Origin of the sequence: Micromonospora halophytica (assembly GCF_900090245.1) — a bacterium.
Lineage (GTDB): Bacteria > Actinomycetota > Actinomycetes > Mycobacteriales > Micromonosporaceae > Micromonospora > Micromonospora halophytica.
The window spans coordinates 24,342-41,367 of sequence record NZ_FMDN01000026.1; the positions used below are offsets into that span (position 1 = coordinate 24,342).

The 17,026-nt window shown below is 73.6% G+C and carries 17 protein-coding genes and 1 riboswitch; of the genes, 9 read left to right on the forward strand and 8 right to left on the reverse strand.

All coding sequences use genetic code 11. From position 1 onward, the window contains the following. Nucleotides 1-30: 30 nt before the first annotated feature. From GA0070560_RS24645 to GA0070560_RS24655, 3 genes are all read right to left on the reverse strand, one after another. On the reverse strand, nt 31-717 hold the full coding sequence (locus GA0070560_RS24645; protein ID WP_091302045.1) for a hypothetical protein: 687 nt from the start codon (nt 715-717) through the stop codon (nt 31-33). A gap of 67 nt (nt 718-784) precedes the next feature. After that, nucleotides 785-1,249: a peroxiredoxin gene (locus tag GA0070560_RS24650; protein ID WP_091301965.1), complete on the reverse strand. Its 465-nt coding sequence runs from the start codon at nt 1,247-1,249 to the stop codon at nt 785-787. A gap of 118 nt (nt 1,250-1,367) precedes the next feature. After that, on the reverse strand, nt 1,368-1,688 hold the full coding sequence (locus GA0070560_RS24655; protein WP_091302047.1) for a TraR/DksA family transcriptional regulator: 321 nt from the start codon (nt 1,686-1,688) through the stop codon (nt 1,368-1,370). Nucleotides 1,689-2,039: 351 nt separating this feature from the next. Between GA0070560_RS24655 and GA0070560_RS24660 the strand changes: the two genes are divergently transcribed. Next, on the forward strand, nt 2,040-2,768 hold the full coding sequence (locus GA0070560_RS24660) for an SDR family NAD(P)-dependent oxidoreductase (RefSeq protein ID WP_091301979.1): 729 nt from the start codon (nt 2,040-2,042) through the stop codon (nt 2,766-2,768). 18 nt (nt 2,769-2,786) lie between these two features. Here the strand turns inward: GA0070560_RS24660 and GA0070560_RS24665 are convergent, their stop codons facing one another. Both GA0070560_RS24665 and GA0070560_RS24670 read right to left on the reverse strand, forming a co-directional pair. Then, entirely contained in the window at nt 2,787-3,464 is a 678-nt protein-coding gene (locus GA0070560_RS24665) for a polysaccharide deacetylase family protein (protein WP_091301981.1), read from the reverse strand. Between the two features lie 192 nt (nt 3,465-3,656). Beyond that, on the reverse strand, nt 3,657-4,850 hold the full coding sequence (locus tag GA0070560_RS24670; RefSeq protein WP_091301982.1) for an endo-1,4-beta-xylanase: 1,194 nt from the start codon (nt 4,848-4,850) through the stop codon (nt 3,657-3,659). Nucleotides 4,851-5,838: 988 nt separating this feature from the next. On the opposite strand from GA0070560_RS24670, the gene GA0070560_RS24675 reads away from it, so the two are divergent. Both GA0070560_RS24675 and GA0070560_RS24680 read left to right on the forward strand, forming a co-directional pair. Continuing rightward, entirely contained in the window at nt 5,839-6,843 is a 1,005-nt protein-coding gene (locus tag GA0070560_RS24675) for a tyrosine-type recombinase/integrase (RefSeq protein ID WP_091301984.1), read from the forward strand. A 101-nt stretch (nt 6,844-6,944) separates the two neighbouring features. Beyond that, nucleotides 6,945-7,026: riboswitch (ZMP/ZTP riboswitch) on the forward strand. Nucleotides 7,027-7,039: 13 nt separating this feature from the next. After that, nucleotides 7,040-7,930: a bifunctional 5,10-methylenetetrahydrofolate dehydrogenase/5,10-methenyltetrahydrofolate cyclohydrolase gene (locus GA0070560_RS24680; RefSeq protein ID WP_091301987.1), complete on the forward strand. Its 891-nt coding sequence runs from the start codon at nt 7,040-7,042 to the stop codon at nt 7,928-7,930. A gap of 16 nt (nt 7,931-7,946) precedes the next feature. Here GA0070560_RS24680 and GA0070560_RS24685 read toward each other — a convergent pair whose 3' ends face one another. After that, the gene (locus GA0070560_RS24685; protein WP_091301989.1) at nt 7,947-8,726 is read right to left on the reverse strand and encodes an endonuclease/exonuclease/phosphatase family protein; all 780 of its coding nucleotides are present in this window, start codon (nt 8,724-8,726) and stop codon (nt 7,947-7,949) included. Between the two features lie 220 nt (nt 8,727-8,946). Here GA0070560_RS24685 and GA0070560_RS24690 point away from each other — a divergent pair, with 220 nt between their 5' ends. Continuing rightward, nucleotides 8,947-9,720 (forward strand): sulfite exporter TauE/SafE family protein, encoded by a 774-nt coding sequence (locus GA0070560_RS24690; protein WP_425412710.1) that lies wholly within the window; start codon nt 8,947-8,949, stop codon nt 9,718-9,720. Nucleotides 9,721-9,784: 64 nt separating this feature from the next. After that, nucleotides 9,785-10,582, forward strand: coding sequence for a GNAT family N-acetyltransferase (locus tag GA0070560_RS24695; RefSeq protein WP_091301991.1), 798 nt, complete (start codon nt 9,785-9,787; stop codon nt 10,580-10,582). 130 nt (nt 10,583-10,712) lie between these two features. Here GA0070560_RS24695 and def read toward each other — a convergent pair whose 3' ends face one another. Continuing rightward, the gene (gene def, locus GA0070560_RS24700) at nt 10,713-11,222 is read right to left on the reverse strand and encodes a peptide deformylase (RefSeq protein WP_091301993.1); all 510 of its coding nucleotides are present in this window, start codon (nt 11,220-11,222) and stop codon (nt 10,713-10,715) included. A gap of 21 nt (nt 11,223-11,243) precedes the next feature. After that, the gene (locus GA0070560_RS24705) at nt 11,244-12,026 is read right to left on the reverse strand and encodes a TetR/AcrR family transcriptional regulator (RefSeq protein ID WP_091301996.1); all 783 of its coding nucleotides are present in this window, start codon (nt 12,024-12,026) and stop codon (nt 11,244-11,246) included. A 72-nt stretch (nt 12,027-12,098) separates the two neighbouring features. Here GA0070560_RS24705 and GA0070560_RS24710 point away from each other — a divergent pair, with 72 nt between their 5' ends. The 4 genes from GA0070560_RS24710 (at nt 12,099) to GA0070560_RS24725 (ending at nt 16,999) form a co-directional block, all read left to right on the forward strand. Beyond that, on the forward strand, nt 12,099-12,560 hold the full coding sequence (locus GA0070560_RS24710; RefSeq protein WP_091302050.1) for an ATP-binding cassette domain-containing protein: 462 nt from the start codon (nt 12,099-12,101) through the stop codon (nt 12,558-12,560). Next, the gene (locus GA0070560_RS24715; protein ID WP_342670437.1) at nt 12,557-13,309 is read left to right on the forward strand and encodes an ABC transporter permease; all 753 of its coding nucleotides are present in this window, start codon (nt 12,557-12,559) and stop codon (nt 13,307-13,309) included. Before GA0070560_RS24710 ends, GA0070560_RS24715 begins: the two co-directional genes overlap by 4 nt. A gap of 64 nt (nt 13,310-13,373) precedes the next feature. Next, nucleotides 13,374-16,175, forward strand: coding sequence for a DEAD/DEAH box helicase (locus GA0070560_RS24720; RefSeq protein WP_211565979.1), 2,802 nt, complete (start codon nt 13,374-13,376; stop codon nt 16,173-16,175). Then, nucleotides 16,172-16,999 (forward strand): SWIM zinc finger family protein, encoded by an 828-nt coding sequence (locus GA0070560_RS24725; RefSeq protein WP_091301998.1) that lies wholly within the window; start codon nt 16,172-16,174, stop codon nt 16,997-16,999. Before GA0070560_RS24720 ends, GA0070560_RS24725 begins: the two co-directional genes overlap by 4 nt. The last annotated feature ends 27 nt before the right edge of the window (nt 17,000-17,026 follow it).

Below are 17,026 nucleotides of genomic sequence, written 5' to 3' on the forward strand. Positions count from 1 at the left end.
GCGCTTCCTACGCCACGGCACGCGCCCCGCTCAGCGGGCGTCGCGCAACTCCGCCAGCCGCGCCTCGATCTCCGCGAGCTCCGCACGCAGCTTCTCCGCCTGCTGCTCCGCCTCCGCCCGCTCCGCGGCCAGGATCTGCTCCACCGCCTCCTGCACCCCCGGCACGTCCACCAACGCCACCATCCGCAACGCCTCCACCGGCTTCACCACGTACGGCTTCGCCAGCGCCTTCGCACCCTGCTGCGCCGCCACCGTCCACTCACCCTCGGCGTAGGCGAGAGTCACCGTCAGACCCGCCGGGCTCTTCGGCCGGGCCACCTTCACCGCCCGCCGGGCCGCCGGCTTCGCCTCCACCTGCTGCTCCACCGTCGGCTCCTCCCGCCGCGACGCCGGCACCCGCGGCGTGTCCAACACGAACTCCGGCTCTGCCGTCACCGCCGGCTCGACCTGCGGCTCCGGCCTCGACTCCGCCACCTTGCGCCCCGCGCCCTTCGGCGCGATCGCCACATCACCGGGGGAGAAGGGCAACTCGTCGCGACCGAACCGCACCACCACGAACTCCTCGGACACCGCCGGATCGGTCAACTCCACCACCTGGCCCACCTGCCCGGCGACCTGCCCCGCCGACGCCGTGAACACCACCTTGGGCTTGCGGCCCGCCGCCAACGCCTCCCGGATGCCCTGCACCTCGTCATCGGACAAACCCTGGCCCGCCATCACAGCCCTCTCCCGTACACGTGTCTGATTCCGCCCTTGATACCAGCCGGCACCGACAGAGAAAAGATCAACCCCCGAGCGCCCGCAACGCCTGATCCGCATGAGCATTCATGTCCAGCTCACTGTGGACCACCGCCAGCACCCGCCGATCCTGACCGATCACGAACGTCATCCGCCGTGTGCTCAACGGCCCCAACGGCAACCGCCGCCGCACCCCGAACACCCCCGCCACCCGCCCGTCGACATCCGACAGCAGCGGATAGTCGAACCCGTGCCGCCGGGAGAACTCCGCCTGCCGCCGCACCGCATCCCGGCTGATCCCCACCCGCTGCGCACCCACCGCCGCGAACTCCGCCGCCAGATCCCGAAAGTGACAACTCTCCGCCGTACACCCCCGCGTCATCGCCGCCGGATAGAAGAACAACACCACCGGACCGACCGCCAGGAACTCCGACAACCGCCGCGACGCACCCGTCTCGTCCGGCAACTCGAAATCGTCGACCAGGTCACCGACGCCCACACCACCCACCACACACCTCCACCTCGACCCACCGACGCCAGAGCCTAGGTCACCCCACACCGCCGCCACCTCAGCGACAAAACCCACCACGACGACGGCGGGGGCGCCGCACCGACGCCCCCGCCTCACCTCAACGACCCCGCCGGCTCTGACACGGCACGCAGAACCGGGCGTGCGGCAGCACCTCCAACCGCTCCCGCGGCATCGGCGCGGCACACCCCTCACACACCCCGTACCGCCCCTCGGCCAGCCGCGTCAACGCCCCGGTGATCTGCTCCAGACTCCGCCGCGTCGCCGCCACCAGCGCCGCCTGCGTGTCCACCTCACCCGGGTCGCCGGTGTCCGCGGTCAGCTGCGTCAACCGCGCCGTCTGCTCCTCGAACTGCGCCGTCAGCGCAGCCCGCACACCACGCAACCAACGGTCGTCGGCGACATCGACATCAGTGCCCATCATCGTCTCCCGAAAAAGAAAAAAGGCCGAAGCTCGTAAGCTCCGCCCTGAGGTGGCTGGTCCGTGAAAGACGAACACCACCGGCGGGCCCCGACCCGCCGGCACCGGCCGGGGCTGCCCACCCCGCACCGCGCCCCGGCCACCGGCCACCCGCGCACCGGACCGCCCGGCCACCCGCCCACGCACGGCAGAACCCGCCGCCACCGAGGTGACGACGGCGCACACCACCGCCTGGCCGACCGGACCCATGCCCGACACCATAGGCCCGCGGCCACCGGAAACCAACCACGATCCGCCGCCGGCCCGCCACGGTAAGGTCACCGGCGTCCACCGGGGCAGGGGAGAGGTCCAGTGAATCCGGTCACCGTCATCACCGGCGGCAGCCGCGGCATCGGCGCCGCCACCGCCCGCCGCCTCGCCACCGAAGGCCACCACGTCGCCATCGGCTACCGCCGCGACCACCACGCCGCCGCACAGGTCGTCGCCGACATCCGCGCCCACGGCCGACACGCCGTCGCCGTACCCGCCGACACCACCGACCCCGACCAGATCACCCGCCTCTTCGACGCCGCCGCCGATCTCGGCCCCGTCACCGCACTGATCAACAACGCCGGCGTCACCAGCCCCATCGGGCCCTTCACCGACCTCCGCGTCGACGACCTGCGCCACGTCGTCGACGTCAACCTCATCGGCTACGTCCTCTGCGCCCAACAGGCCGCCCGCCGACTCACCCGTGGCGGCGCCATCGTCAACATCTCCTCCGCCGCCGCAACCCTCGGCAGCCCGGGGGAGTACATCCACTACGCCGCCGTCAAAGCCGCCACCGACACCCTCACCGTCGGCCTGGCCAAGGAACTCGCCCCACACGGCATCCGCGTCAACGCCGTCGCCCCCGGCATCATCCGCACCGACATCCACACCCTCTCCGGCGTGCCCGACCGCGCCGAATCCGCCGCCGGCCGCGTCCCCCTCGGCCGCGCAGGCGAACCCGACGAAGTCGCCGGAGCCGTCGCCTGGCTGCTCGGCCCCGACGCCTCCTACACCACCGGCGCGGTCCTGCGCGTCGCCGGCGGCCTCTGACGCACCGCCCTCACCCCGTCAGGACCGACCCCCGACCCGACCGGCGCCACCGTCCGGCAGCACGAACCGCCAGCGCCGGGCCCGCAACAGCGGCACGACCCGCGCCACCGCCTCGACCGTCTGACTACGATCCCCACCCCCGTCGTGCAGCAGCACCACCGCACCCGGCCTCACCCCGTCGCACAACCGGCGGACCAGCTCGCCCACGCCGGGCGGCTCCCAGTCGGTCACCGCCAGACGCCAACCCACCGACGTCATCCCCAGCCCCGCCGCCACCGCCGGCGTCCCACCCCACGCGCCGTAGGGTGCGCGGAACCAGGGGACAGGCGCATCCGGTACGGCCCGCATGATCGCCGCATGCGTCCCACGCAGATCGGCCTCGACCCGCTCAGCCGGCCACCGCGCCATGTCGTCATGGCACGTCCCGTGGTTGCCCAACACGTGTCCCTCCTCGACGATGCGCCGAACCACATCGGGACACCGGTCGACCTGCTCGCCACAGACGAAGAACACCGCGGGCACCTCGTGCGCGCCCAGCACGTCGAGCAGGCGCGGCGTGTGCACGGGGTCCGGGCCGTCGTCGAAGGTCAGGCTGACCAGCTTGCCCCGCCCGGGCACCGTGTCGACGATCCGAACCGTCGCCGCAGCAGTGCCGGCGCGGCGACGGGGACCACGGGGTGGAGCGGTGGAGAACATCGGCGAGCCTTCCGAACGGGGACAGGTCCGATCCCGCCCCGGGGCAACGGGCCGTACGACCGAGCAGCAGGCCCCGGGGCAGGGCCTGCTGCTCGCGCGTCAGCCCATCTACTTCCGTCGATCAGCACCGAAGTGCCGCCGGCGCCACGCGCCCGGACCGCGGACGCCCCGGACGGTGCCGCCGGGAGACACCTAGCGGCGCGGACGGTGCGTGGCACGGGGGAGGACGTACGGCGGACCAGCGAAGATCAGGTCCGCCTTCACCTCCTGGTACGCCCGCTTGGGCTGGTACCGCTCGTCGTAGAGGGTGGCCAGTCCCTCCGGCGGGTCGTCGAACCAACCCGGCACCCACGAGTGCCGGTCGCTGAAACCCCAGACCGTGTACGACAGGCAGTGCCGGTCGGCCAGGCACGCCTTGAGCAGCACACTGAAGTTCGCCGCGGACGCCTGCAACCGGGGATTGATCTCCTCGGAGTCCCCGGTCTGCACGCCCTCGGTGAGCCGGCTGCGCACGTCCACCTCGGTGAACGCCGTGGCCAGGCCGAGCGCCGAGAACCGCTTCAACGCCGCGGCGACCTGGAGGGTGTCGAAATTGCCGTACTGGGTGCCCAGATGCCCCTGACTGCCGACACCGTCGAGCGGCACACCCTCGGCCAGCAGCCGCTTGGCCATGTCGTACACGAACTGGGTCTTGTCGTCGGCAGGGTCGCCCGAGCCGAAGGCCTCGATGTTGTAGTCGTTGTAGAACAACAGGGCCTTCGGGTCGGCGGCGCGGGCCCAGCGGAACGCGTCGGCAATGTACCCGGGCCCGAGATGCTGAGCCCAGAAGCCCTTGTAGTGCAGCGTGGACGGAGTGTCCCAGGGGTCGCTGACGGCCTCGTTGACCACATCCCACTGCCAGATCCTGCCCCGGTAGCGGCTGACCACGGCGGTGATGTGGTTGCGCAGCAGCTCGCGCAACTCCTCACGACTGATCGAACCGTCGGCCACTCCGCTGGTCAACCAGCCGGGCAACTGGTTGTGCCAGACCAGGACGTGCCCACGGATCCGCTGGTCGTTACGCCTGGCGAAGTCGACGAACGCGTCGGCCGGCCCCCAGTCGTAGCTGCCCCGGGTGGGCTCCAGGCTCTCCCACTTCATCTCGTTCTCGGCGGTCACCGACGAGAACTCCGAGGCGGCGAGTTCGCGGTAGCGCGGGTCGGCGGGGTCGGCGAGGGCGTCCATGTCGACCGCGGTGCCGATGTGCAGGCCGTGGCGTTGCCCGAGCGTGCCGAGGCTCTGCGCGGTCGGGTCGTAGGGGCGCCCGGCCGTGGCCGGCAGCGCGTTCAGCGCCGCGACGGTCGCGACGGCGACCGCGGCGACGGCTGTCCACCGTCTCAGCTTCATCTCGTGTCCTTCCGGAGTGGACCGCCGCGCCGCGTCCAGGAGAGGTGCGGGACTCCACGACGCCGCAGGGCGGTGCCGTACGCGGGAATGTCGGGTGTACGTCCACAGCGGTCGCGGGGCCGCGAACGCCTCCGATAGTTCCGGATCGACTTCCGTAACTTGACCGAAACGTTAGGAGCGGAGACCCGGCCGGTCAACCACGAAGATTTCCGGAAGTTCCTGGGGTGCTGCTGATCAGCGCGCCACCTGGACGGCGGTCACCAGGGTGTCTGGAGGTCCGGAAGTTTCGGGGTGCCATCCGGGGTGGGGTGTGAGGTGCCCGGATGTCGCTGTGCGGCGCACCAGCGGTGCCGACCGACGCGACGCCGTGAGGGGCGCGGCCTGTCGACGTGCGACTGTGGCGATCGAACCGTGGGGCTGAGCGGGTCGCACGGATCGCCGGGCGACAAGTCACTGACGTGTCAGCACCCACAGTCACAGGCGTGGGGATGCTGGTGGGGCGTCCACACTCCAACCGCCCCCTTCCCAGCCGATCCAGCGGTGATTCGATAATGCACATTATGTCAAGTAACCTGCTCGGCGGCCCTTCCCTGCTAGCGGCGGACGGCCGGCGCAGACACACCTCCACGCCGCCCGGTCGACCAGCCTTCCCCGGAGGTGCCAGCCCGGTTGCCGTGGCGCGCCAGGCGCGCCACGGCAAAGACCAGCGACTCGGCCAGGTTGCTCGGCCGGGCCGCGGTGGGCCTCGCGGAGCCCACTGGCGCGACCAGACAGACCCGCTGCTGGGCGCCTCGCCGCGGATCCGCTCCCGCTTCCGCGGCGAGCCCCGGTCTGCCTGCCGGCACCGGCCGGCGCAACCTGTCGGCATCGCCGCCTGCTGGCCTCGGTGCCGCACCCGCTCGGGTCGTGGCGCAGGCCCTCCCCTTTCTTCGTCAACGGGATCGAGGGCTGGTCGACGGTAAAGCGAAAGTCATGCATAATATCCCTTATGCATGACAAACAGGACGAATCGGTAGCGCGACTGATCGAGGAGTTCCTGACCGCGCGGGCCACCCGTAAACCCTCCCCGCACACTCTGGAGGCGTACCGGAGGGACCTGCGCACCGTCGCCGCGCTGGTGGGCGAGGACGCCGCTCCTCCCCTCCCCCTCGACCGGGTCATGATCTCCGCCCTCTCCCCCCGGGTCATGCGCGCGGCGTTCGCCCGGTTCGCCGCTCCCCGGGCTGCGGCGTCGGTGCACCGGGCGTGGTCGAGCTGGAACGCCTACTTCACCTTCCTGGTGGCCGAGGGGGTGGTGGCCGGCAATCCGATGCCGGCGGTGGGTCGTCCGCGTACCCCGCTCCCCCAGCCGAAGCCGTTGCGCGGTGACGACACCCCGGAGGAACTGCTGGAGTCGGTGGCGCGCGAGGATGCCCGGCAGCGTGATCCGTGGCCGGAGCGGGACGTGGCGGTGGTGGCGTTGGCGCTCTGCGCGGGGCTGCGCCTGTCGGAGCTGCTGGCGTTGCGGGTGTCGTCGGTGGGCGGCCGGGTCGGTGAGCGGCGGGTGGACGTGGCAGGCAAGGGCGGCCGGCCGCGGGTGGTGCCGATCGAGCCGGAGCTGGACCGGGTGCTGGTGGCCTATCTGGACAGTCGGGCGCGACGGTTCGGGGCGCGTAGCGTACGGCCGGATTCGCCGCTGCTGGTGGACCGGCGCGGTGAGCCGCTGCGCCGGGGTGGGCTGCAGTACCTGGTGGACTCCTGTTACCGGCGGGCGGGTATCGGTGACCGGGTGCCCCGGGGTGCGCGGTTGCACGCGTTGCGGCACACGTTCGCGACGCGGTTGGCGGAGGACGGGGCGAGCGCGGCGGAGATCATGCGGTTGCTGGGGCATGCGTCGTTGGCGTCGTCGCAGACGTACATCGAGGTGACGGCGGGCCAGCAGCGGGCGGCGGTGCGGTCGAACCGGACGCACCGGGTGTTGTCGGGTCTGCTGGGCGACATCCTGCCGAGGTAGTGGCGCACGGCCGCGGTCAGTGGCTCGGGTCTGTGGTTCCGGGAGCTTGGTGGCCGCGAGCGGTGGTGGATGCGCTGCGGCCGGTGGGTGTGGCAGGCTGACGGGTGGTACGCGACTGGCGGCACGGGGATGGGTGAACCATCGGGGAGCTCGTCGCGGGGGTCGACCGCCTGGGCCTCCGTGGGCGAGGTGAGCCATGTCCGTTTCCTCTTCTTCCACGACCGCCACGGCTCGGCTGCTGCCGGGTAAGCCGGTGGCGGAGCGCATCCTGTCCGAGGTGGCCGAGGGTGTGGCGGCGTTGCGCGCGGCGGGGGTGACGCCGTCGTTGGCGACGGTGCTGGTCGGTGACGACGACGCGAGCGCGGGGTACATCCGGATCAAGCAGCGGCAGGCGGCGGAGTTGGGTTTCGCGTCGCCGCACGTGCATCTGCCGGCGTCGGCGTCGCAGGCGGATCTGCACGCGGTGTTGGAGGAGTTCAACGCCGACGCGGGGGTGCACGGGGTGCTGGTGCAGCATCCGATTCCGGGGCATCTGGACTACGACCGGGCGTTGCAGGTGCTGGACCCGGACAAGGACGTGGATGGGATGCACCCGGTGAACATGGGTCGGTTGGCGTTGGGTCTGCCGGGTCCGTTGCCGTGTACGCCGGCGGGGATCGAGGCGTTGCTGGCGTACCACGGGGTGCCGGTGGCGGGTCGTGAGGTGGTGGTCCTGGGTCGCGGGGCGACGTTGGGGCGGCCGTTGGCGATGCTGTTGGCGCAGAAGCGGGAGACGGCGAACGCGGCGGTGACGGTGGTGCACACGGGGGTGGCGGACTGGCCGCGGTACACGCGGCGGGCGGAGATCCTGGTGGCGGCGGCCGGGGTGCCGGGGATCGTGCGGCCGGAGCATGTGCGTCCGGGTGCGGTGGTTGTCGGTGGTGGGGTGCGGTACGAGGGCCGCCGGTTGCTGCCGGATGTGGACGAGTCGTGTGCACAGGTGGCGGGGGCGATCACGCCGAGGGTCGGTGGGGTGGGCCCGACGACGGTGGCGATGTTGTTCCGTAACGCGTTGCGGGTGGCGCAGGGTGGTCTGCCCGGGTCGTGATGGGGCGACGGGGGGATCAGCCGAGGTCGACGACGAGGGGCCGGTGGTCGGAGATGGTCGAGCGGGGGGTGTGTACGGCGGTGACCGGGGGCAGTCGGTCCAGGCCGTGCCGGTCGGCGAGGATGTGGTCGAGTTGCACTCGGGGGTTGGCGGCCGGGTAGGTGGGGTGGCGGCCGAGGGGTTGCCAGCCGGTGAGCAGGCGGGCGGGGCCGGCGGGCAGGTTGAGGTCGCCGAGCAGGATGCGGGGTGCGGGCAGGGCGCGCAGGGCGCGTACGACTCGGCGTAGTTGGTGGGCGTTCCAGCCGGGGACGAAGGACAGGTGGGTGGCGGCGACGGTGAGTGGTCCGTGGGGGGTGTCCAGGACGGCGGCGAGCACGACGCGGGGTTCGTCGCGGAGCAGGAGGAGTCCGCCGCCGGGGCCGGAGATGTAGATCGGGGATCGTACGGGTGCGGGCTTGAGGCGGGTGACCTGCCAGGTGCGTACGGGGTGGCGGCTGATCAGGCCGATGCCGTAGCAGGGTTCGCCGTGGCCGTCGTCGTCGTGCCGTAGGGGGCGGAAGGTTTCGCCGGGGGTGCCGACGACGGCGGCGGCGAAGCGGTGTTCGGGGGCGCTGAGGGCGCGGGCGGCGATGGCGGTGAGGTCGAGGTTGCCGCTGCGGGACTGGTCGCGGTCGACCTCCTGCAGGGCGAGGATGTCGGCGTCGAGGGCCTTGACGGCGGTGGTGAGCCGGTCGGGGTCGACGAGGTCGTCGTGCAGGGAGCGGCCGTGCAGCAGGTTGAAGGTGGCCAGGCGCACTCTTGCACCCTACGTCGGCGTGGCATGGTTGCCGGGTGGTCAAGGTGTTGCTGTGTTCGGTGGTGGTGTTCGTCGTGGTGGCGGCGGTGGGGTTGTGGGTGCGTCGGCGGCGGGGTCGGTGAGGTTCACCGAGATGTGTTCCGGGTGTCGGGCCTGGTGAGGTGGGCCACAGGGTGGCGCGGGCGGTGGGGGCGGGTGGGCAGAATGGCCGCCCGTGGACCTGGACCCGCTGTCGTTGACCACCCTGCTCGCCGTGGCCGCGATGGCTGGTTGGGTCGATGCGGTGGTGGGTGGCGGCGGGTTGCTGTTGTTGCCGGCGTTGCTGGTGGCGGCGCCGGGGGTGCCGGTGGCGACGGCGTTGGGCACGAACAAGTTGGCGGCGATCGCGGGCACGTCGACGGCGGCGGTGACGTACGCGCGGCGTACGAGGGTCGACTGGGTGGTGGCGGGGCCGTCTGCGGTGTTGGCGGTGTGTTGCGCGGGGCTGGGGGCGGCGCTGGCGGGGTCGGTGCCGGCGGGGGCGTACCGGCCGGTGGTGCTGGTGGTGCTGGTGTCGGTGGTGGTGTTCGTGGTGTCGCGTCCCCGGTTGGGGGTGGTGGCGCAGCCGGTGCGGCGCACGCGGCTGCGGGTGGTTGTGGCGGTGGCGGTGGCCGGGGTGGGCATCGCGTTGTACGACGGGTTGATCGGGCCGGGTACGGGGACGTTTCTGGTGTTGGCGTTCACCGCGTTGGTGGGTGCGGATTTCGTGCACGGTTCGGCGATGGCGAAGGTGGTCAACGCGGGCACGAACCTGGGGGCGTTGGTGGTGTTCGCGGCGACGGGGCATGTGTGGTGGTTGCTGGGCGCGGCGATGGCGGTGTGCAACGTGGCCGGGGCGATGCTGGGTGCGCGGATGGCGTTGCGTCGGGGTGCCGGGTTCGTGCGGGTGGTGCTGTTGGTGGTGGTGTTGGCGTTGGTGGCGAAGTTGGGTTGGGATCAGTGGCGGGCGGGTTGAGTCGGCAGGTTCTCGTTCGCCGGGGGGACGGGAACCTGCCCGCCGAGGCGGGTCGCTGAGCCTGATGCCGGTCCGCGCCGAGCACGACCGTGCCGTCCTGGCCGCGTTGCTGCGCCACGATCCGGTGCTGTACGCCTACCAGCTCGGCGACCTCGACGACTTCTTCTGGCCGTACACGTCGTGGTTTCGCCGTGACGACCAGGTGGCGCTGCTCTACCACGGGGTGGACGAGCCGGTGCTGATCGCCCTGGCTCCCCCGGCGCGGCGTGACGTGCTCGCGGCCCTGCTCACTGATTTGGCGCCGGTCCTGCCGGCCCGCCTGTACGCGCACCTGTCCCCTGGTCTGGCGCAGGTGCTGCGCCGTTGGTATCGGATCCCGGCGGGCGGGGCGCACCATCGGATGGCGTTGACCGATTTGGGGCGACTGGCCCGGGTCGCTCCTGCCGGTGAGCCGCTCGGCAGCGCCGACCTGCCCGCGTTGCGGGCCCTGTACGCCGATGCCTACCCGGGCAACTGGTTCGACGCGCGGATGCTCGATACCGGCCAGTATGTCGGGATTCGCCGCGACGGCGTGTTGGTCGCGGTGGCCGGGGTGCATGTGTGGTCGCCCACGTACGGGGTGGCGGCGCTGGGCAATGTCACTACCCGTCCGGCTGTGCGGGGGCAGGGGCTGGCCGGGGCGGCGGTCGCCGCGCTCTGTGCGCGGATGCGCCCGCACGTCGGGCAGATCGTGCTCAACGTGCAGGCCGACAACCATCGCGCGGTGCGGCTGTACGAGCGGCTGGGTTTCACCCGGGCCGCCGACTTCGGCGAGTACCGGCTGACCCGCCTCGGCCTGCCGTCGGCATTGACACCGCGATGATGCGGGTGGTGGACACCACCGCGCCGATCACGCAGCCGGCACGAAGATCAAGCTGGTGCGGGCGTCGGGCGCCCAGTCCTGGATCAAGGACTGCACCGGCGACATCGACTACAGGGTGGCGTGTGGCGGGTCAGCGGTGGCGGCTGGGCGAGTCGAACCGGCCGGCGCGGATCTCCCGCAGCGCCCGCCGCCGGGTGTCCCCGCGCAGCGTGTCGACGTAGAGGCGCCCGCCCAGGTGGTCGGTCTCGTGCTGCAACGCCCGGGCCAGGAACCCGCTGCCGGAGATGGTCAGCGGCTCGCCGTGCCGGTCGACGCCGCGCACCGTGGCGTGCATCGCCCGCCGGGTCGGGAAGTACAGCCCCGGGATGGACAGGCAGCCCTCGTCGTCGTCCTGCGACTCGTCCGACAGTTCGATGCTCGGGTTGATCATGTGCCCGCGGTGACCGTCGGCGTCGTAGACGAACACCTGGGCGCTCACCCCGATCTGCGGGGCGGCCACGCCGGCGCGGCCGGGTGCGCCGGTCAGGGTGTCCATCAGGTCGTCGACCAGTTGCTGCAGCTCGGCGTCGAAGCTGGTCACCGGCGCGCAGGGGGTGCGCAGGACGGGGTCACCGATGATCCTGATGGGGCGTACGGTCATGGCGAGAAGGCTATCGGCCCGTTACGCCCCGGTGGGCCCCGCCCCGCCCTGGCGCTCACCGATCAGCACGGCCACGCCGTCGAGGATGCGGGCCAGCCCGAACTCGAAGGCCCGGGCCGGGTCGGAGGGTCCCTGGTACTCCTGGCCGGCGGCGCTGCCGACCCGGGCGGCGGTGGGGAAACGCTGGGGATCCATCACCTTTTCCAGGTAGGGGGCGTGCGCCCGCCACCACTGCTCGTCGGTCATGCCGGTGCGTTGGGCTGCCTGGGCGGCCTCCACCGCGCCGCGTACGGCCCCGTGGACGTAGCCGTCGACGAGGGTGATCACGGCGTCCATCTCGAGGTCGGTCAGGCCGACGCCCTCCACGGCGCGCAGTTCGTACTCGTACTTGGCGGTGACGTTGGGGCCCAGCGGGGGGCGGGTGGTGGCGACCTGCAACAGCCACGGGTGGCGCAGGTAGAGCGCCCAGTTCTCCCGGGCGATCTGTTCGAGGCGGCCGCGCCAGCCGCCGCCGACGTCCGGTGGGCGGGTGGTCTCGCCGTAGACGGTGTCGAGCATGACGTCGAGCAGCTCGCCCTTGCCGGGCACGTGGGTGTAGAGGGACATGGTGCCCACTGCGAGGCGCTCGGCGACGCGCCGCATGGACAGCGCGGCCAGTCCTTCGGTGTCGGCGACCTCGATTGCGGCGCGCACGATCCGCTCCACGCTCAGGTCGCCGCCCTTGCGGCTGGTCTTCTCCCGGGTACGCCAGAGCAGCGCGAGGCTGCGCGCGGGGTCACCGGTGCCGCTGTACTCGACGCTCATGACGCCACCCTACCGTCCCTCGTACCGTATGGTGTACGGTACGGCGCACGGTTCCGGGGAGAGGGGGTGTCCATGCCGGTCATCGAGGTGCACGGACTACGCAAGCGCTACGGCGACACCGCCGCCCTCACCGGCGTCGACCTGAGCGTGGGAGCCGGCACGCTCTGCGCGGTGCTCGGCCCCAACGGCGCCGGCAAGACCACCCTGGTGCGCATCCTCACCACGCTGCTGCGCGCCGACGCCGGCACCGCCCGCGTCGGCGGGCACGACGTGGCCCGCCACCCCGAGCGGGTACGCGCCCACATCGGCCTGGCCGGTCAGCACACCGCCGTTGACGAGGTGCTCGGCGGCCGGCAGAACCTGGTGCTCTTCGGCCGACTGCGCCGTCTCTCCCCCGCCCGGGCCCGCCTACGCGCCGAGGAGCTGCTGCACCGATTCGGGCTCACCGCCGCCGACGTGGCGCTGCGCCGCCCCACCCTCGACGAGGTGTTCCTGCGACTGACCGCCGGGAGCCGGCAGGAGGTGCACCAATGAGCGTCCTCGCCGCGCACCGGCTGCGCTGGGCCGTGACCGACACGGCCACCCTCACCGGCCGCGCCCTGGCCCACTGGACGCGGCAGCCCGTCCCGTTCGCCGTCGGGCTGCTCTTCCCCGTCCTGCTGGTGCTGATGTTCGGCTACCTGTTCGGCGGCGCGATGAGCGTGCCCGGCGGCGGTGACTACCGCGAGTTCCTGCTGCCCGGCATGTACGCCATGACAATGGCCTTCGGCGTCGAGACGACCTACACCGCCGTGGCCACCGACACCGCCCGGGGCGTCACCGACCGGTTCCGGTCACTGCCGATGGCGTCCTCGGCGGTGGTCACCGGCCGCGCCGTCGCCGACCTGCTGCACGCCACGGCCGCGCTGGCCGTGCTGATGGCCTGCGGTGTCGCGCTCGGCTGGCGGTGGCACCACGGTCCGACGGCGGCGCTGGCCGCCGTCGGGCTGCTCCTGCTGCTGCGCTTCGCGCTGATCTGGGTCGGCGTCCACCTGGCCCTGCTGCTGCGCAGCCCCGAGTCGGTGGCGGCGCTGCAGATCATCGTCTGGCCGGTCGGTTTCACCTCCAACGCCTTCGTCGCCCCCGACACCATGCCCGGCTGGTTGGCCGTCCTCGCCCAGTGGAACCCGTTGTCGGCGACCGTGGCTCCCTGCCGGGAACTGTTCGGCAACCCCGGCTGGGGCGGCGACTCCTTCGCCGGCAGCACGCGGTCGACCTCGCCGTGGCCTGGCCGCTGCTGCTGACCGCCGTGTTCCTGCCGCTGTCCGTGCGCCGCTACCGGCGGCTGAGCCGGTGAGGAGAACCGACGTGAGCACCCGCACCGACCTCGGCGCCGCGCAGGTGCCCGAGCAGGCCGGCGGCGACCCGTGCCGCGACGCGGACCGGGCAGCCGTGACGATCGGCCGGTACGCGGTCACGTTCAGCCCGGCCGACCCGCCCCGCGCCGGGACGCTGCTGCTCTGGTCACCCGACGGCGACCCGCCACCGCCCGGGCCCGGCACACCCGCGCAGGTGAGCCTCGCGACGCCGCCGCACGGCGCACCGGCGCGGGTATCGGTACGCCGCGTGCCGCTGACCCGCGGCATACCGCTGCTGCTGGCCCCGGCCGACGCGGCGCACCCGGCGGCGGCGTTCTGGGCGGCGGCGGCCCGCGAAGCGCTGCACCTGGCCGCCCGGGGCCTGCTGCTGCCCGACGTGAGCCCGGCCGGGCACGACACCTGGCGTATCGGCCCCCTCGACGACGCCGCCACCGCCCGGCTGCGCGGCCTGGCCGCCGCGATGCCCCCCACCGCCCGCGCCCGGCCCCTGCCCGGTCGCCCGCCGGCCCGGCTGCCCGATGCGGCCCGGCTGCTGCGCGACTTCCTCGACGCGGTCGCCGACCTGCTGCCCCGCGACGACCCCGGCGACGGGCCGTGGACGGCGGCCTCCGCGGCATCGGTGCCCCGGCTGCGTCACTGGGCCGCCCGGGTCACCGCCCACGCCGAGGCCGCCGTACGGCTGTCCCTGCGACTGGAACCTCTCGGCCCGCCGGACGGGCCGTGGCGGGCGGTGGTGCAGCTGCGCCGCCGCGCCGGGTCGGGCCTGCTCACCGACGCCGCCGCGCTGTGGGCCGGTCCGGTGCCCGGTTTCCCGGCCGCCACCCGCGACACCGCGCTGCTGGCGTTGCGCGACGCCGCCACCTGCTGGCCGCCGCTGGCCGGGCTGTTCGAGCAGCCGGTCCCCGACGTGCTGGCGCTGCGCGACGACGACCTCGCCGACCTGCTCGGCGCCGGCGGTCGGCGGCTGGCCGCCGCCGGCATCGACGTGCACTGGCCGGCCGGGCTCCGCCGCGACCTGACCACCACCGCCCGGCTGCGTCCATCCGCCGGCGCCACCGGGCTGCTCGGCGACCTGGGCGAGCTGGCCCTGGACTGGCGGGTGGCGCTGCACGGCGCCGCACTGACCCCCGCCGAGCTGCGCACCCTCACCGAGGCCCACCGGCCGGTGGTGCGGCTGCGGGAACACTGGGTGCTCATCGACCCGGACGTGGCCGCCCGGGCCCGGCGGCCCGCACCGACGCCGCTGAGCCCGGTGGCGGCGCTGCGGGCCGCGCTGACCGGCTCGCTCACCGTCGACGGCACCGACGTCCCGCTCGCCGTCGAGGGCTGGGTCCGGCAGGTACGCGACCGGCTCGCCGCGCCGGCCGAGGTGGACGTGCCCGCCGGCCTCGCCGCCACCCTGCGCGACTACCAGCGCCACGCGCTGCGCTGGCTGGCCGGGCTGACCGCGCTCGGCCTGGGCGGCTGCCTCGCCGATGACATGGGGCTGGGCAAGACGGTCACGCTGATCGCCCTGCACCTGCACCGGCAGGCCGACCCGGGCACCGCCGGACCCACCCTCGTGGTGTGCCCCGCCTCCCTGCTCGGCAACTGGGAACGCGAGATCGGCCGGTTCGCCCCCGGGGTCCCGGTACGCCGCCACCACGGCCCCGACCGTACCCTCGACGGCCTCACCGGCGGGTTCGTCCTCACCACCTACGCCACCCTGTGCCGCGACGTCGACGTGCTCGCCGGACGGCGCTGGCCGCTGCTGGTCGCCGACGAGGCCCAGCACGTCAAGAACCCGGCCGCCGGGGCGGCCCGGGCGCTGCGTGCGGTGCCCGCCGCCGCGCGGGTCGCGTTGACCGGCACCCCGGTGGAGAACAGCCTCACCGACCTGTGGGCGGTGCTCGACTGGAGCACCCCCGGCCTGCTCGGCGCCCTGCCCGAGTTCCGCGCCCGGTGGGCCGGCCCCGCCGGCGCCGACCCGCGACACCGCGCCGAGTTGGCCCGCCTGGTACGGCCGTTCCTGCTGCGCCGACGCAAGAGCGACCCCGGCATCGCCCCGGAACTGCCCGTCAAGACCGAAACCGACCGTCCCGTCGCGCTGACCGCCGAACAGGCCGCCCTCTACCAGGCCACCGTCACCGAACTGCTGGACACCATCGCCGGCACCGACGGGCCCGTCCGCCACGCCCTGGTGGTCAAGCTGCTCACCGCCCTCAAGCAGATCTGCAACCATCCGGCGCAGTACCTGCGCGAGAGCGCGCCGCGGCTGGCCGGCCGCTCCGGCAAGCTGGACCTGCTCGACGAGCTGCTCGACGCGATCCTGCCCGCCGGCTCGGCGGTGCTGGTCTTCACCCAGTACGTGGCGATGGCCCGGCTGCTGCACCGGCACCTGCACGAGCGGGGCGTCGAGTCGCTGCTGCTGCACGGCGGGCTGCCGCCGGCACGCCGCGACGAGTTGGTGCGCCGGTTCACCGACGGGCACGCGCCGGTGTTCCTGCTGTCGCTGCGTGCCGCCGGCACCGGGCTGAACCTGACCCGCGCCGACCACGTCGTGCACTTCGACCGGTGGTGGAACCCGGCCGTGGAGGACCAGGCCACCGACCGGGCCTACCGGATCGGGCAGACCCGGCCGGTGCAGGTGCACCGGATGGTCACCGAGGGCACCGTCGAGGATCGCATCGCCGCCCTGCTGGCCGGCAAGCGGGAACTCGCCGAGGCGGTCCTCGACGCCGGAGCGGGCAGCCTGGCCGCCCTCGACGACACCGCCCTGTCCGACCTGGTCACCCTGCGCAGGCCGGGGTGAACGCCCGGGGCTTCCCGGCGTTCCCGGCCGGGCCGACGCGGCGCGTCCGGTCGTACTGGGCGGCCGGCTGGCTGGCCGCGCTCACCGGGGCGGCGCTGGATACGCAGCCGCTGCGGCGGGGTCGCCGGCACGCCGCGCGTGGACACGTCGGACCGATCACGATCAGCCCCGGCCGCATCGCCGCCACGGTGCACGACGGCGACCCGGAGCAGGCGCACCACAGCGTGCTCCGGGTCGACCCGCTGCCGCAGGCCGACTGGGACCGCCTCACCGCCGCGCTGGCCGCCCGCTCCGGACACCTGGCCGCCCTGCTGGCCGGGCAGTTGCCCACCGAACTGGCCGAGACCGCCGGGGTGCGGCTGCTGCCGGAGTCGGGACAGCTGCTGCCGGAGTGCGACTGCCCCGACTGGGACCACCCGTGCCGGCACGCGGCGGCGCTGGGCCATCAGGTGGCGTGGCTGCTGGACGCCGAGCCGCTGCTGCTGTCGCTGATCCGCGGCCGCGACCCCCGGGACCTGCTGGCCCCGCCCACCGAGCCGACCGAGGCCGACACGCCGACGCGGACCGGGCCACGCGCCTGCCCGGTCGGCGACGGCACCCCGGCCGGGCCGGCGTACGCCGGGGCGCCCGGGCCGCTGCCGCGCCCGCCGGACGGGCCGGCGCGGGTCACGCTGCCGCCGCTGCCGCCCGATCCCGGGGTGGACGTGGCGGTGCTGCGCGAGCGGATCCGGCTGGCCGCCGACCGGGCCGCCGCGCTGCTGGCCGACACGGCCCCGCCGCAGCCGGGCTGGGCGCGCTCGTCGCGCGGCCCCACCGGCCCGTGACCCTCGACCGGTCGAAGGTCACGGGAT

What these genes read in the sequence shown, in the direction of transcription:
- GA0070560_RS24645 (WP_091302045.1), bottom strand. Translation starts at nt 717, where the DNA reads ATGGCGGGCCAGGGTTTGTCCGATGACGAGGTGCAGGGCATCCGGGAG.
- GA0070560_RS24655 (WP_091302047.1), bottom strand. Translation starts at nt 1,688, where the DNA reads ATGGGCACTGATGTCGATGTCGCCGACGACCGTTGGTTGCGTGGTGTG.
- GA0070560_RS24665 (WP_091301981.1), bottom strand. Translation starts at nt 3,464, where the DNA reads ATGTTCTCCACCGCTCCACCCCGTGGTCCCCGTCGCCGCGCCGGCACT.
- GA0070560_RS24670 (WP_091301982.1), bottom strand. Translation starts at nt 4,850, where the DNA reads ATGAAGCTGAGACGGTGGACAGCCGTCGCCGCGGTCGCCGTCGCGACC.
- GA0070560_RS24675 (WP_091301984.1), top strand. Translation starts at nt 5,839, where the DNA reads ATGCATGACAAACAGGACGAATCGGTAGCGCGACTGATCGAGGAGTTC.
- GA0070560_RS24680 (WP_091301987.1), top strand. Translation starts at nt 7,040, where the DNA reads ATGTCCGTTTCCTCTTCTTCCACGACCGCCACGGCTCGGCTGCTGCCG.
- GA0070560_RS24695 (WP_091301991.1), top strand. Translation starts at nt 9,785, where the DNA reads ATGCCGGTCCGCGCCGAGCACGACCGTGCCGTCCTGGCCGCGTTGCTG.
- def (WP_091301993.1), bottom strand. Translation starts at nt 11,222, where the DNA reads ATGACCGTACGCCCCATCAGGATCATCGGTGACCCCGTCCTGCGCACC.
- GA0070560_RS24705 (WP_091301996.1), bottom strand. Translation starts at nt 12,026, where the DNA reads ATGAGCGTCGAGTACAGCGGCACCGGTGACCCCGCGCGCAGCCTCGCG.
- GA0070560_RS24710 (WP_091302050.1), top strand. Translation starts at nt 12,099, where the DNA reads ATGCCGGTCATCGAGGTGCACGGACTACGCAAGCGCTACGGCGACACC.
- GA0070560_RS24715 (WP_342670437.1), top strand. Translation starts at nt 12,557, where the DNA reads ATGAGCGTCCTCGCCGCGCACCGGCTGCGCTGGGCCGTGACCGACACG.